Origin of the sequence: Rathayibacter sp. PhB1 (assembly GCF_004362935.1) — a bacterium.
Classification (GTDB): Bacteria; Actinomycetota; Actinomycetes; order Actinomycetales; family Microbacteriaceae; genus Rathayibacter; species Rathayibacter festucae.
On the sequence record NZ_SNYD01000001.1, the window covers coordinates 169599 to 182396 of the forward strand.

A 12798-nucleotide genomic window follows, 5' to 3' on the forward strand; every position below is an offset into this window, starting at 1 on the left:
CGGGGCCGTCAGAGCTTGGCGAGCTTCGCGCGGGCGATCAGGAAGCCGCCGTACATCACGAGGCCGGCGCCGATCGCGGTCAGCGCGATGGTCCCGTAGGGCGGGACGTCGAGGAAGCGCAGGGCGCCGTCGAGCCCGGTCGCCCGGCGGGCGTCGCCGGTGATCGCGGCGACGACGAAGAGACCGCCGGCGATGCCGAGGGCGATCCCCTTCGAGACGTAGCCGGCGGCGCCGAGGGTCAGCACGGCCAGGCCCCGCCGCCCCGCCGGGATGCGCACCAGCTTGCGGAAGCCCCGCCGCACGCCGATGGCGAGGAAGCCGATCCCGCTGCCCAGGACGATCCCGCCGACGATCGTCAGCACGACCGACCCGGCCGGGCGGGCCAGCAGGTCGGTGCTGATCGCGCGGATGGTCGCGGAGGAGCTCGTCGACCCGCCGAGCGCGAACACCAGCGTCGTGCCGGCCAGCGCGAGCGAGGCGAAGCCCTTGCCCGACTCGACGATCCGCCGCCCCCAGCGTTTCGCGCGGCTCGGATCGCTCGAGCGGCTCTGGAAGGTGAACTGCCAGAGTCCGAGGGCGACGAGCGCGACCAGCGCAGCCCAGACGACGACGAGGCCGGCCGGCGACTCGGCCAGGCGCGCGATCGCGCCGGACGGATCCGCCTCCTGCGTCGTCTCGTCGCCGAACGCCACCCGCAGCGAGAGGCCGCCGATCAGCAGGTGCACGACGCCGTTGACGGCGAAGCCGAGGCGCGCGAGGCGCCGGAATCGCCGCGTCCGCACCCCCGAGCGCGGCGTCGGCACGCTCACTGTGGACACCGGACCACCCTCTCACGCGTCCACCCCTGTCCCGGGAAGGCGAACGGCGGTGGAATGGTCCCCGCCCGCGCCGTCCGCGGGCACCTCGAGGAAGAAGGACCGCCATGACCACCTGGCTCATCACCGGCTGCTCCACCGGACTCGGCCGCGCGCTCGCGACCGCCGTCCTCGCCCACGGCGACCGCGTCGTCGTCACCGCGCGCGACGTCGACTCCGTCCGCGACCTCGCCGAGGCGCACCCCGACTCCGCGCTCGCCCTCGCGCTCGACGTCACCGACGACGCGCAGGTCGCCGCCGCGGTCGACGCCGCCGAGGAGCGCTTCGGCGAGATCGACGTGCTCGTCAACAACGCGGGCTACGGCTACCGCGCGGCCGTCGAGGAGGGCGAGGAGGCGGCGGTGCAGCAGCTCTTCGACACCCACCTCTTCGGCACGGTGCGCACGATCAAGGCGGTGCTGCCCGGGATGCGCGAGCGCCGCTCCGGGGTGATCGTCAACCTGTCCTCGATCGGCGCCCGGATCTCGCCCGAGGGCTCCGGCTACTACGCGGCGGTCAAGGCCGCGATCGAGGCGCTCACCGAGTCGCTGCGCAAGGAGGTCGCGCCGCTGGGCATCCGCGCGTTCTCGGTCGAGCCGGGCGGCTTCCGCACCGACTTCGCCGGCCGCTCGCTCACCCAGTCGTCGCAGCCGATCGCCGACTACGCCGAGACGGCGGGCAAGCGCCGCAAGGAGCACGACACCGTGCACGGCACCCAGAAGGGCGACCCGGCGAAGGCGGCGACCGCGCTGATCGAGGCCGTGGAGTCGGACGCCCCGCCGTCGATCCTGCTGCTCGGCAACGACGCCTCGGACGCCTTCCGCGCGGCGCTCAACGCCCTCCGCTCCGACGTGGACGCGTGGGAGCCGCTCAGCCGCAGCACGGACTTCGCCGACGGGGAGTGAGGGGCGGGGGCGGCGATGGGGCGGGGTCTCGTCGACACCTTCACGTTCCGCACCTTCCCGTCGGGGAGCACGCTCACCTCCAGCCGGTACGCAGGGCAGCCCCGGCGCGAGATCACCTCGTACGTCTGCGGAGAATCATGCTGATCGAGTAGCCCGCGGAGTGGGCGTATCGAGATCCGCCACCGTCAGAACGCGAGTCTGCAGTCCTGCCCTGCTGGTGACGGTGGGTCTCGATACGCCCCTGCGGGGCTACTCGACCAGCATGTGTGCGGGTGTCTCTTCCTCGTGGATCCTGCGCTCCGCCCCGGTCGGATTCATGCTGATCGAGTAGCCCGCGCGGCGGGCGCATCGAGATCCACCCCGGTCAGGACACCGGTCAGCCGATCATCCGCTCTCGCACGCCGGGTCTCGAGACTCCCGCGCCGGCCGCCACCACGGCGGTGTGCCGGCCCGGCCCGAGGGCGCGCGGCTCCGCGCCCTCGAGGTCGAGCACCGCGGTGGCGCCCACCGGCACCTCGACCTCGACGCGCAGCTCGCCGTCGGCGAGGATCCATGCGATCGAGGCGCGGCCGTACGGGGTCAGGTGGGCGGCGCTCGCCGAGGTGAGCCCGCCGCCCGGGCGCGGCCGGAACAGGATCGAGCGGTAGCCCGGCTCCGCCGGCGCGAGACCCGCGACCACCCGGTGCAGCCAGTCGGCGACCGCCCCGAGCGCGTAGTGGTTGAACGAGGTCATCGTCCCCGGATTCACCGTGCCGTCGGGGAGCTGGCTGTCCCAGCGCTCCCAGATCGTCGTCGCACCCTGGGTCACCGGGTACAGCCAGGACGGGCACTCGCGCTCGAGCAGCAGTGCGTAGGCGCGGTCGATCCCGCCGGTGCCCGAGAGCGCGTCCGAGACGATCGGCGTGCCGACGAAGCCGGTCGAGATCCGGTTCCCGGCGGACGCGACCAGCTCGGCCAGGCGGGCCCCTGCGGCGGCGCGCAGCGACTCCGGCAGCAGCTCGAACTCGAGGGCGAGCGCGTACGCGGTCTGCGCGTCGCTGGCCATCCGGCCGTCCGGCTCGACGTAGCGCTCGACGAAGGCGGCCCGGACCTCGGCGGCCAGTGCGAGGAAGCGGTCGGCGTCCTGCTCGCGGCCGAGCACGCGGGCGGTCTGCCCGAGCCGCCGGGCGGACTGCGCGAAGTAGGCCGTGGCGACCAGGTAGCGGTCGGTCTTCGCGTCCGCCGGGTCCTGGGGAGGAGCGTCCGGATCGAGCCAGTCGCCCAGCTGGAAGCCCTCGTTCCAGAGCCGCGACGGCCCGGCGAGCCGCTCGACGAGCTCCACCCAGGCCTTCGCACTGTCGTACTGCACCGCCAGCACCCCCGCGTCGCCGAAGCGCTCGTACAGCGTCCACGGCACGAGGACCGCGGCGTCGCCCCAGGCCGCGCCGGGGCGGATCGGCGTCCACATCGCGTGCGCGGGGATCACCGGGACGTACCAGGGCACCGTGCCGTCGGGCAGCTGCTCGGCGGCCACGTCGCGGAGCCAGGACGAGAGCATCCCGGAGACGTCGAAGAGGAACGACGCGGTCGGCGCGAAGACCTGGATGTCGCCGGTCCAGCCGACCCGCTCGTCGCGCTGCGGGCAGTCGGTGGGGATGTCCACCATGTTGCCGCGCATGCTCCACAGCACGTTCTCGTGCAGGCGCTCGACCAGCGGATCGGAGCAGGCGAACCAGCCGGTGCGCTCGAAGTCGGTGTGCAGGACGCGCGCGACGACGTCCCCCGCGGCCACCGCCGCCTCGAGGTCCCCCGGCCAGCCCTCGACCTCGACGAAGCGGAAGCCGTGGAAGGTGAAGCGCGGCTCCCACTCCTCCCAGGCGCGCCCCGCCAGCGTGTAGACGTCCGTGGAGCGGGCGTCGCGCAGCGGCCGGGTGTAGAGCTCGCCCTCCTGCATGATCTCGGCGGTGCGGAGGGTGACGGTCGCCCCGCGCGGCCCGCTCAGCCGGATCCGCATCCGGCCGACGAGGTTCTGCCCGAGGTCGAGCACGCTCCGGCCGCTCGGGGTGCGCAGCACGGCGACGGGGCGCACCTCCTCGGTGCAGCGCACCGGCGGGCCCTGCGGCGCGACGAGGGTCGCCGGATCGCGCTCCGCCACCGCGACGGGTGTCCAGTCGGCGTCGTCGAAGCCGGGGGAGGACCAGCCGTCCCGCTCCTCGCGCGCGTCGTGCACCTCGCCGTCGTAGTTGCCGGAGAAGAGGATCGGGCCGGGCGCGGCGCGCCAGGACGGGTCGGTCGCGACGGTCTCGCGCCGGCCGTCGGCGTAGACGATCTCGAGCTGCGCGATCAGGGAGAGGTCGGTGCCGTAGAGGTTGCGGAAGCCGCCGCGCCAGCCCAGCCGGCCGCGGTACCAGCCGTCGCCGAGCCAGGAGCCGAGCGCGTTCTCGCCGGGGACGAGTGCGTCGGTGACGTCGTGGGTGGCGTAGCGGAGGCGGTCGGCGTAGGCCGTCCAGCCGGGCGCGAGGGTGTCGTCGCCGACGCGGGCGCCGTTGAGCTCGACCTCGTACAGGCCGTGTGCGCTGAGGTACAGGCGCGCGGAGGCGACTGCGCCGTCGACCGTGAAGGAGCGGCGGACCAGCGGCGGACGCCGGTCGGACTCCGGGTCCTCCGGCCAGGCGGCGCCGACGGGCACCGCGCTCCAGTCCTGCGGCTCGAGCAGGCCGGCCTCGACGGCTGTCGGGCGGCTCCAGGGGGCGTCGTCCTCGCCGCGGCCGAAGACGCGCACCCGGACCTCGACCCGCTCCCGGCTCGTCAGCGGAGCGAACGGCCACGGCACGAGGACCGACTCGGCGGAGCCGACGCTCCGGCGCTGCACGTCGCCGGCCGCGTCGACGCGCTCGAGCTCGTACGACTCCTGGCGCCAGTCGTCGCCGGCGAGGCTCGTCCAGGAGAGGCGGGGTCGGCGCTCGCCGATGCCGAGCGCCGCACGGTGGTGCTCGATGCGGGGGGAGGAGGGGATGGCCACCGGGGTGCCTCGTTCCTGCTGGGCGAGCACTCCTCTGCGTGAGCGTCTCGACTCTGACACGTTTCAATCGAGCGCCAGCATAGCCGCGGAACTGCTGTTTGACACGTTTCAAAATGCGAGTCATCATGGGGACAGTTGCTGGCGGGCCCGGCGCACCACGACGACGTGGACCGGAGCGATCCGGCCAGGAGGAGGAGAGCCGCGATGACGCCAGCACCCCCAGGACCGGCACCCCGGACACCGGCACCCCGGGTGGCCCTCGTGGGCACCCTCGACACCAAGGGCGCCGAGTACGCCTGGACGGCCGGCCGTCTGCGCGACCTCGGCGTCGACGTGGTGCTCGTCGACGTGGGCGTCGGCGCCCATTCCGGAGCTGCCGCCGCTCCCGACGTCACCGCCGCCGAGACCGCCCGCGCCGCGGGCGCCGAGCTCGAGGAGCTGCGCTCCCGCGGCGACCGCGGAGCCGCGATGACCGCGATGGGCGAGGGCGCCGCCGTCGTCCTCGAGCGCCTCCGAGCCGAGCGCGGTCTCGACGGCGTCCTGGCCCTCGCCGGCAGCGGCGGCTCGTCCATCGCCGCCCGCGCCGTGCGCGACCTGCCCATCGGGCTGCCGAAGATGCTCGTCTCGACGATGGCGTCGGGCGACGTCGCCCCCTACGTCGGCGCGAGCGACGTGACGATGACCTACAGCGTCGTCGACATCGCCGGCATCAACAGCCTCTCCCGCGAGGTCCTCGACAACGCGGCCGGCGGCATCGCGGGGATGGCCGCCGCGCACGCCGCCCGGCGCGAGCAGCCCGCGGAGGAGTCCGGCCGTCCGCTCGTCGCGGCCACCATGTTCGGAGTGACGACCGCCGCCGTCGACGTCGCCCGCGCCCGCCTCGACGAGCTCGGCTACGAGGTCCTCGTCTTCCACGCCACCGGCTCCGGCGGCCGGGCCGTCGAGGCCCTGGCCCGCTCGGGGCACCTCGCGGGGGTGCTCGACCTCACCACCACCGAGCTCGCGGACGAGCTCGTCGGCGGCGTTCTGACGGCCGGCCCCGACCGGCTCGAGGCGGCCGGGCGCGCGGGCGTCCCGCAGGTCGTCAGCCTCGGAGCGCTGGACATGGTCAACTTCGGCCCGCGGGACGGCGTCCCGGAGCGCTTCGCGCGGCGCCGGTTCTTCGTGCACAACCCGACGGTGACGCTGATGCGCACCACCGCCGACGAGAGCGCCGAGCTGGGCGGTCTGATCGGCCGGAAGCTCGCCGCGGCCGAGGGGCCGACCGTGCTGGCCGTGCCGAGGGGCGGGCTCTCCGCGATCGGCGTGCCGGGCGCCGTCTTCGCCGACGCCGAGGCCGATGCCGCGCTGGTCGACGCGGTGCTCGCCGCGGTCGCCGGCTCCGCGGTCGAGGTCCTCGACTCCCCGCTCGACGTGAACGATCCGGAGTTCGCCCGCGCCGCCGCGGACGCGCTCGACCGGCTGATCCGCCCCGCCGCGGACCCCGCCGCCGACCACTCCGCGGCCCACGCCGCCGACCAGGACAGGAGCTGACATGGACCGCGCGACCGCACTCGCCCGCCTCCGCCGCACCATCGCCGCGGGGCGACCCGTCATCGGCGCGGGGGCCGGCACCGGGATCTCGGCGAAGGCCGCCGAGGCCGGCGGAGCCGACCTGCTGATCATCTACAACTCCGGCCGCTTCCGGATGGCGGGCCGCGGCTCGCTCTCGGGGCTGCTGCCCTACGGCGACGCCAACCAGATCGTCGTCGAGATGAGCCGCGAGGTGCTGCCGATCATCCGCGACACCCCGGTCCTCGCCGGGGTCTGCGGCACCGATCCGTTCCGGCGGATGGAGGTCTTCCTCGACGAGCTGGCGCGGCTCGGCTTCACGGGGGTGCAGAACTTCCCGACGGTCGGGCTCTTCGACGGAGTCTTCCGGCAGAACCTCGAGGAGACCGGCATGGGCTTCGACCTCGAGGTCGAGATGATCCGGCTCGCCGCCGAGCGCGACCTGCTCACCGCCCCCTACGTGTTCGACGTCGCGTCGACCGTGGCGATGACGGAGGCCGGCGCCGACGTCCTCGTCCCGCACATGGGCCTCACCACCAGCGGCAGCATCGGCGCGCAGACGGCGCTCTCGCTCGAGGAGTCGGCCGCGCGCGTGCAGGAGCTGCGCGACGCGGCGGTCGCCGTCAATCCGGACGTCATCGTGCTCTGCCACGGCGGCCCGATCGCCGAGCCCGCCGACGCCGAGTACGTCCTCCAGCACACGACGGGGATCGCCGGCTTCTTCGGAGCCTCCTCCGTCGAGCGCTTGCCGACCGAGCGGGCGATCCGCCAGCAGCTCGTCGACTTCACCAGCATCCCGCTCACCTCGAAGGAGACCCCGTGACCACGACACCGCCCGCCACCCCGTCCGCGCAGGCCGCTCCGTCCGTCCCGTCCGCGCAGTCCGGCCGCCGCCCCGACGACGTGCCCACCCGCGTCTTCGACTGGGGCACCATCAAGTGGCTCGTCACCCCGCACCTCGACGGACCCGTCGGTCTGACCACCGGCGAGGTGATCATCTACCCCGGTCAGGGCCACGACCCGCACAGCCACCCCGGTGAGGAGGAGGTCATCTACGTCGTCTCGGGCGAGGGCGAGCAGACCGTCGGCGACGGCCCGGCGTTCGCGATCCGGGAGGGCGACGCCCTGCACATCTCGCGCGACACGGTGCACTCGACCTACAACACCACCTGGCGGCCGCTGCGACTCCTCGTCGTCTACACGCCCGGCGGCGCCGAGACCGGCCTCGACGAGCTGCCCGGCGCGCGGATCCTCGAGCCCGGCACCGCGCCGCGCTGGGCGCAGGCCTGATGCCGGTCTACGAGCCCGGCACCTGGCTGCACCCCGGCGACCGGCCGGAGTGGTGCGCCGTCGGCACCCTCGGCCGCTTCGCCGTGCCGCTGGAGGGCGGCCGGTTCGACCGGCACCACCACGACGACCACGAGGTGTGGTTCTTCGCGGAGGGGAAGGGGCGGATCCTCGTCGACGGCGCCGAGCGCTACGTCCAGGCCGGCGACATCGTGCTCACCCGGGCGGGCGACGTGCACGACATCGTCGCGGTCTACGAGCCGCTCCGCGGGTTCTTCACCGAGACCGGCCTGCCGGCGGGCGGGCGCACCGGGCACCTGCACGCGGACGAGTCGGACGCCGCCGGGCACGAGGTCCCTGCCCTCCCGCTGCCCGCGGACTTCCCCGTACGCTGACGCCCGACCCGCTCGACCCCCGCCCCGCCCCGCCCGACCCCCGCCCGACTCCCGCGAGAGGACCCCCATGCGCATCGCCGTCACCGGCTGCTCCGGCACGCTCGGCACCGCGACCCTGGAGCGGCTGCTCGCCGACGGCCACGAGCCGATCGGCCTCGACCTGACGCCGCCGACGGTCGCAGTGCCCTTCACCCGGGTCGACTTCACCGACTACGGCCAGGCGCTCGACGCCGTGCTCGGCATCACCGCGCGGCACAGCGGAGTCGACGCGATCGTCCACCTCGCAGCGATCCCGGTGAACGGCCTGGTCCCGGACGCGGCGACCTTCCACGCCAACATGACCGTCTCGTTCAACCTGTTCCACTCCGCGCTGCGGGCCGGAGTGAAGCGGATCGTGCACGCCTCCAGCATCACCGCGATGGGCTTCCCCTTCGCCGAGCCGCCCGCCTCCCTCCCGCTCACGGAGGAGGACGGCGACCGCGCGAACAACACCTACGGCCTGGTCAAGGTCCTCGAGGAGGCGATGGCCCGGCAGCTCGTCCGCTGGGACCGGGACTGCTCGATCACCGCGCTGCGCTTCACCAACATCACCCGGGCCGGCGAGTACTCCCGCTTCGTCGAGCGCGCCGGCGACCCGGCCTACCGCCGCGAACTGCTGTGGAGCTACGTCGACGCCCGCGACGGCGCGAGCGCGATCGCGCGCGCCCTGGAGGTCGGGGAGCCGGGCTTCGCCGTCTACGACATCGCCGCCTCCGACACCGGTCTGACGATCCCCTCGGCCGAGCTGGTCGCCGGAGCCTTCCCGGACGTGCCGCTGACCCGCCCCCTCGAGGGCTTCGAGACGGTCGTCTCGATCGACCGCGCCCGCGAGGCCCTCGGCTGGGAGCCCGCGCGCCTCTGGCGCGCCGAGGCGGAGCTCGAGCGCCGCCGCTGAGCGGCACCCGCCTCAGCGGAAGTTCTTGCCGGAGTCCGTCTCGTTGGGGTGCCCGGGAGCCGCGTGGGTGATGATGACGCGCCCCACTCTCTTCGCCTTCGGGTCGGGTTCGACGACCGCGTACCAGAGCCGGCCGCCATTGGTCACCTTGTACTGCCACTGCGGCAGCACGATGCCGTCGACGGTCACCTCGCTCAGATCGCCTCGGAGCCGATAGCAGCGGTTCGAGTCGAACTGCGTCGGACGGGCGGTGAGGTGGTCCCAGGCGTCGGCCAGCGCGTTCCTCGCGGTCGCCCGGAGATCGTTCCACCCCGCTCGGCGGCCTTGTCGCCGAAGACGATCTCGTACTCGGTGCCTTTGACCGGCCTGGGGACCGGATCGCCTCGCTTGCCGGACATCAGGGTCGGGTCGCGCGGACGGGCACCTCGGGGAGTTCGATCGGGGTGACGGTCGTCATCCCGCTGGCGTACGCGCGGGCCGTCTCCTCCCACTCGCGCTGCGCCCGGAGCAGGAGATCGAACGTGCCGAGCTCGCCGGCGCTGTAGACGAGCTTCTCGATCTCCGCGGCGTAGGCGGCGAGCTCGCCGGCGGTGAACTCGCTCGTCCAGGCGAAGAGGTCGGTCAGGGCGGCGGGGACGTCGCCGCGATGGCGGCCGATGGCGCGGAGGAGGCGGCTCGAGAGCGCGATCCCGTTCTCCAGGACGGCGAGATCGTGACCGCGGAGGATGACCAGGTCGTCGCCGTCGCGACGGGTGATCCGGACCTGGCCCTCGTCGATGTGCGCGAGGACGTCCTTCGGCTTTCTGAGGAGTTCGGTGAAGGTCGCGGTGCTCATCTGCTCAGGATACATCTGATCATGATCAGATGTCGGGCCGGGGGCGTGCATCGTCGTGGGACGTCCGAAGGCGCACGACACCCGAGAGCGCCGACCGTCAGCCGAGGCGGAAGGTCAGCTCCAGGGACGCGTCCTCGAGAGGGATGCGGTAGCGCTCCGGGAGCGCCGGGCCGCAGGAGGCACTGCCGACGCCCTGCTGGCGGACGTCGAGGTCGAGCACGACGTGGCCGGAGTCGCGCAGCTCGTGGGGATGCGCGGCGGCGGCGAGGGCCTCGCTCGTCCAGCGGCGGGCGGTGAAGTCGAAGCCGTCGCCGGTGACGACGAGCGGCGGCAGTCCCGGCCCGGTCAGGGTCAGCCGCCGGGTGCCGACGTGGTTGCCGTTCTCCTGCGGCACGACGTACGGCGTCTGCAGGGCGTCGATGCTCGCGGCGAAGCGGCCGAAGCGGACGGCGTCGAGGGTGTCGGCGTAGGACTCGCCGGGGCCGCGGCCGAGCCAGTCGGCATCCGCGTAGCCGCCCGGGAGCGTCAGGCGGAGGCCCAGGCGCGGCGGGGTCACCGAGTGGTGGCCGTGCGGGGTGTCCTGCCAGGCGCCTGTGAACGCGAAGCGCGCGGCGAGGTGCAGCGCCCCCTCCTCCGCCGTCCAGACCAGGCGGCTGAGCACGGCGAGCGTCTGGGTCGCCGGTCCGCTCCGGGTGGTCACGGTGACGGAGTGCTCGTCGCGCTCCACGGAGACGGTGCGGTGCAGGACGCGGTCGAGGCCGACGGCCGACCAGCTCGCGGCGAGAGCGTTCAGCGTCCCCTGCCCGCGGTCGTTCTCGGTCGGCGCGCGCCAGAGGTCGACGAGGGGGCCGTCGACGGGAACGCCGCCGAGGGAGACGAGCCGGCCGGTCCGCGGGTCGAGCAGGGCGTCGCCGAGGCGCAGCATCCCCTCCTCGTCGTCGACCCGCGCGGAGCTGCGGCGCTCGGCGGAGGGCGGCACGTCGAGCCGCTGCCCCCACGCCACCTCGTGGCCGGCGGGCGCCCAGGGCGCCGCCTCGGCCAGCTCGGCCGATACGGTGAGGACGCCCGCGACCGGCGCCGTGAACGGCACGACGACGCGCCCGCGGGCAGGCACGGCGGGGACGTCGAGCAGGCCCTCCGCGAGCAGCGCCCCGTCGTCCTCGATCCGCCAGCGCCAGCGCAGCGCCGCGGTGTCGACGACGTCCTGCCGGCTGCGGATCGCGATCGCCCCCTCCGCCACGTCGATCGCCACCGGCGCGATCGCCCGCTTGAGTGACGCGAGGCCGGGCGAGGGGGTGCGGTCGGGGAAGAGCAGGCCGTCGATGCAGTAGCTGCCGCCGTTGGGCTGGAAGTCGATGTCGCCGCCGTGCCGGAAGTGCTCCGACCCGTCGGCGGCGGTCGCGCGGAAGCCGTGGTCGATCCACTCCCAGACGAAGCCGCCGGCCATCCGCTCGGACGACTCGAGGATCCGCTGGTACTCGTCGAGCGAGCCCGGGCCGTTGCCCATCGCGTGCCCGTACTCGCAGAGCACGAAGGGCAGGCGCCGGCGGCGCGCGTCGTCCGGCGAGCCGGCCACCACGCCCGCGGGGGTCGGCTCCCGCCGCTCGGCGATCGCCTCGAGCTCCTCCAGCGCGGGGTACATCGCCGAGGAGAAGTCGGAGTTGCGGAAGCTCGGATCGCGCTCGTAGTGGATCGGCCGGCTCGGATCGAGCCGGCGCACGACCCGCTCGAGCACGTCGAACGACTCGCCCACCATGCTCTCGTTCGCGAGCGACCAGATGACGATGCTCGGGTGGCTGCGGTCGCGCGCGACCATCCGGGTGATGCGGTCGACCAGGGCCTCGCGCCACTGCGGCTCGGTCGGCGGGTTGCCCTGCCAGCCCGCGTAGATGAAGCCGTGCGTCTCGATGTCGCACTCCTCCAGCACCCAGAGCCCGAGCTCGTCGCAGAGGCGGAGGAAGGCGGGGTGCGGCGGATAGTGCGAGGTGCGCACCGCGGTGACATTGGCCCGCTTCATCAGCTCGATGTCCCGGCGCATGGTCGCCTCGTCGAGAGCGCGGCCTCGATCCGGGTCGTGCTCGTGCCGGTTCACGCCGCGCAGGCGGACGGGGGCGCCGTTCACGGTGAACACGCCGTCGCGGATCCGCACCGTGCGGAAGCCGACGGCGAGCTCGATCCGCTCGCCGGCGACCTCGAGCGTGCCGCGGTACAGGCGCGGCGACTCGGCGCTCCACGGCTCGACCGGCAGTCGGACGCTCTCGCCGGCCGGGGCCTCGAGGCCGAGCTCGGGCAGCCTGACCACGCCGGGCAGCTCGCCGCCGGCCTCGTCCAGCGCGCGCACCAGCAGGGTGCCCGTGCCGTCCTCGTAGTCGGCGGTGACGAGCACGTCGTCGGCCGCGCCGTCCGGGCGCCAGAGCAGCTCGACCTCGCGGAAGATCCCGGGCAGCCACCACATGTCCTGGTCCTCGAGGTAGCTCCCCGCCGACCAGCGCTGCACCCGGACGGCGAGCAGGTTCTCGCCGCGCCGCAGCGGCACCGTGACGTCGAACTCGAAGGGCAGCCGGCTGCCCGTCGACCAGCCGAGCGGCTCGCCGTTCAGCCAGGCGGCACCGCAGGAGTCGACACCCTGGAAGCGCAGCACGGTCCGGCCGCCCTCCGGCCAGCCGGCGGGGAGCTCGAAGCGCAGGCGGTGGTCGCCGGTCGGGTTCTCCTCCGGCAGGTGCGGGGGATCGAGCGGGAAGGGGAACGCGGTGTTCGTGTAGAGCGGGTCGCCGTGGCCCTCGAGCACCCAGTGCGACGGGATGCGCAGCAGGTCCCAGTCCGCGTCGTCGAGCAGCGGATCCGCGAACCCCGGCCCGGTCCCGTGCGCGGTCGGCGCGAGCCGGAAGCGCCAGTCCCCGTCGAGCCGCAGCCGCGGCGCGTCGCTGAGCACGTCCGCCCGGGGCCGCCGCCGCCCCTCACCCGGCCGGGGGTCCTCCCAGTACGGCTCCTCCGCGAGATGCCACTTGTGCACGGCTCTCACGGCGTGTCGCCCGC

11 protein-coding genes are annotated in these 12798 nt (G+C 74.2%); 6 read left to right on the top strand and 5 right to left on the bottom strand.

Annotated features, from left to right (window positions below; genetic code table 11):
- Positions 1-8 precede the first annotated feature (8 nt).
- Entirely contained in the window at positions 9-818 is an 810-nt protein-coding gene (locus EDF17_RS00770; RefSeq protein WP_123444722.1) for a DUF1206 domain-containing protein, read from the bottom strand.
- 104 nt (positions 819-922) lie between these two features.
- Here EDF17_RS00770 and EDF17_RS00775 point away from each other — a divergent pair, with 104 nt between their 5' ends.
- Positions 923-1759, top strand: a complete 837-nt coding sequence (locus EDF17_RS00775; protein ID WP_123444723.1) for an oxidoreductase — start codon at positions 923-925, stop codon at positions 1757-1759.
- 376 nt (positions 1760-2135) lie between these two features.
- Here EDF17_RS00775 and EDF17_RS00780 read toward each other — a convergent pair whose 3' ends face one another.
- On the bottom strand, positions 2136-4760 hold the full coding sequence (locus EDF17_RS00780) for an alpha-L-rhamnosidase (protein ID WP_123444724.1): 2625 nt from the start codon (positions 4758-4760) through the stop codon (positions 2136-2138).
- 204 nt (positions 4761-4964) lie between these two features.
- On the opposite strand from EDF17_RS00780, the gene EDF17_RS00785 reads away from it, so the two are divergent.
- The 5 genes from EDF17_RS00785 to EDF17_RS00805 all read left to right on the top strand — a co-directional run bounded on the left by EDF17_RS00785 (position 4965) and on the right by EDF17_RS00805 (position 8927).
- Entirely contained in the window at positions 4965-6293 is a 1329-nt protein-coding gene (locus EDF17_RS00785; RefSeq protein WP_123444725.1) for a Tm-1-like ATP-binding domain-containing protein, read from the top strand.
- A gap of 1 nt (position 6294) precedes the next feature.
- Positions 6295-7134, top strand: coding sequence for a phosphoenolpyruvate hydrolase family protein (locus EDF17_RS00790; RefSeq protein ID WP_123444726.1), 840 nt, complete (start codon positions 6295-6297; stop codon positions 7132-7134).
- Complete coding sequence (locus EDF17_RS00795) at positions 7131-7601, top strand: cupin domain-containing protein (protein ID WP_123444727.1); 471 nt, start codon at positions 7131-7133, stop codon at positions 7599-7601. The genes EDF17_RS00790 and EDF17_RS00795 overlap by 4 nt, the downstream gene beginning before the upstream one ends.
- A complete protein-coding gene (locus EDF17_RS00800; protein ID WP_123444728.1) occupies positions 7601-7993 on the top strand; it encodes an AraC family ligand binding domain-containing protein in 393 nt (130 codons plus the stop codon). The genes EDF17_RS00795 and EDF17_RS00800 overlap by 1 nt, the downstream gene beginning before the upstream one ends.
- A gap of 67 nt (positions 7994-8060) precedes the next feature.
- Entirely contained in the window at positions 8061-8927 is an 867-nt protein-coding gene (locus EDF17_RS00805; RefSeq protein WP_123444729.1) for an NAD(P)-dependent oxidoreductase, read from the top strand.
- A gap of 12 nt (positions 8928-8939) precedes the next feature.
- On the opposite strand, the gene EDF17_RS20090 is transcribed toward EDF17_RS00805, so the two are convergent.
- The 3 genes from EDF17_RS20090 to EDF17_RS00820 all read right to left on the bottom strand — a co-directional run bounded on the left by EDF17_RS20090 (position 8940) and on the right by EDF17_RS00820 (position 12784).
- Positions 8940-9116, bottom strand: a complete 177-nt coding sequence (locus EDF17_RS20090) for a hypothetical protein (RefSeq protein WP_208110555.1) — start codon at positions 9114-9116, stop codon at positions 8940-8942.
- Positions 9117-9324: 208 nt separating this feature from the next.
- Complete coding sequence (locus EDF17_RS00815; protein WP_133671820.1) at positions 9325-9762, bottom strand: hypothetical protein; 438 nt, start codon at positions 9760-9762, stop codon at positions 9325-9327.
- Between the two features lie 97 nt (positions 9763-9859).
- Positions 9860-12784, bottom strand: coding sequence for a glycoside hydrolase family 2 TIM barrel-domain containing protein (locus EDF17_RS00820; RefSeq protein ID WP_243732750.1), 2925 nt, complete (start codon positions 12782-12784; stop codon positions 9860-9862).
- Between the last annotated feature and the right edge of the window lie 14 nt (positions 12785-12798).

Excerpts from the sequence above, each read along its gene's own strand:
- EDF17_RS00775 (WP_123444723.1), top strand. The coding sequence starts at position 923 with ATGACCACCTGGCTCATCACCGGCTGCTCCACCGGACTCGGCCGCGCG.
- EDF17_RS00785 (WP_123444725.1), top strand. The coding sequence starts at position 4,965 with ATGACGCCAGCACCCCCAGGACCGGCACCCCGGACACCGGCACCCCGG.
- EDF17_RS00790 (WP_123444726.1), top strand. The coding sequence starts at position 6,295 with ATGGACCGCGCGACCGCACTCGCCCGCCTCCGCCGCACCATCGCCGCG.
- EDF17_RS00800 (WP_123444728.1), top strand. The coding sequence starts at position 7,601 with ATGCCGGTCTACGAGCCCGGCACCTGGCTGCACCCCGGCGACCGGCCG.
- EDF17_RS00805 (WP_123444729.1), top strand. The coding sequence starts at position 8,061 with ATGCGCATCGCCGTCACCGGCTGCTCCGGCACGCTCGGCACCGCGACC.
- EDF17_RS00815 (WP_133671820.1), bottom strand. The coding sequence starts at position 9,762 with ATGAGCACCGCGACCTTCACCGAACTCCTCAGAAAGCCGAAGGACGTC.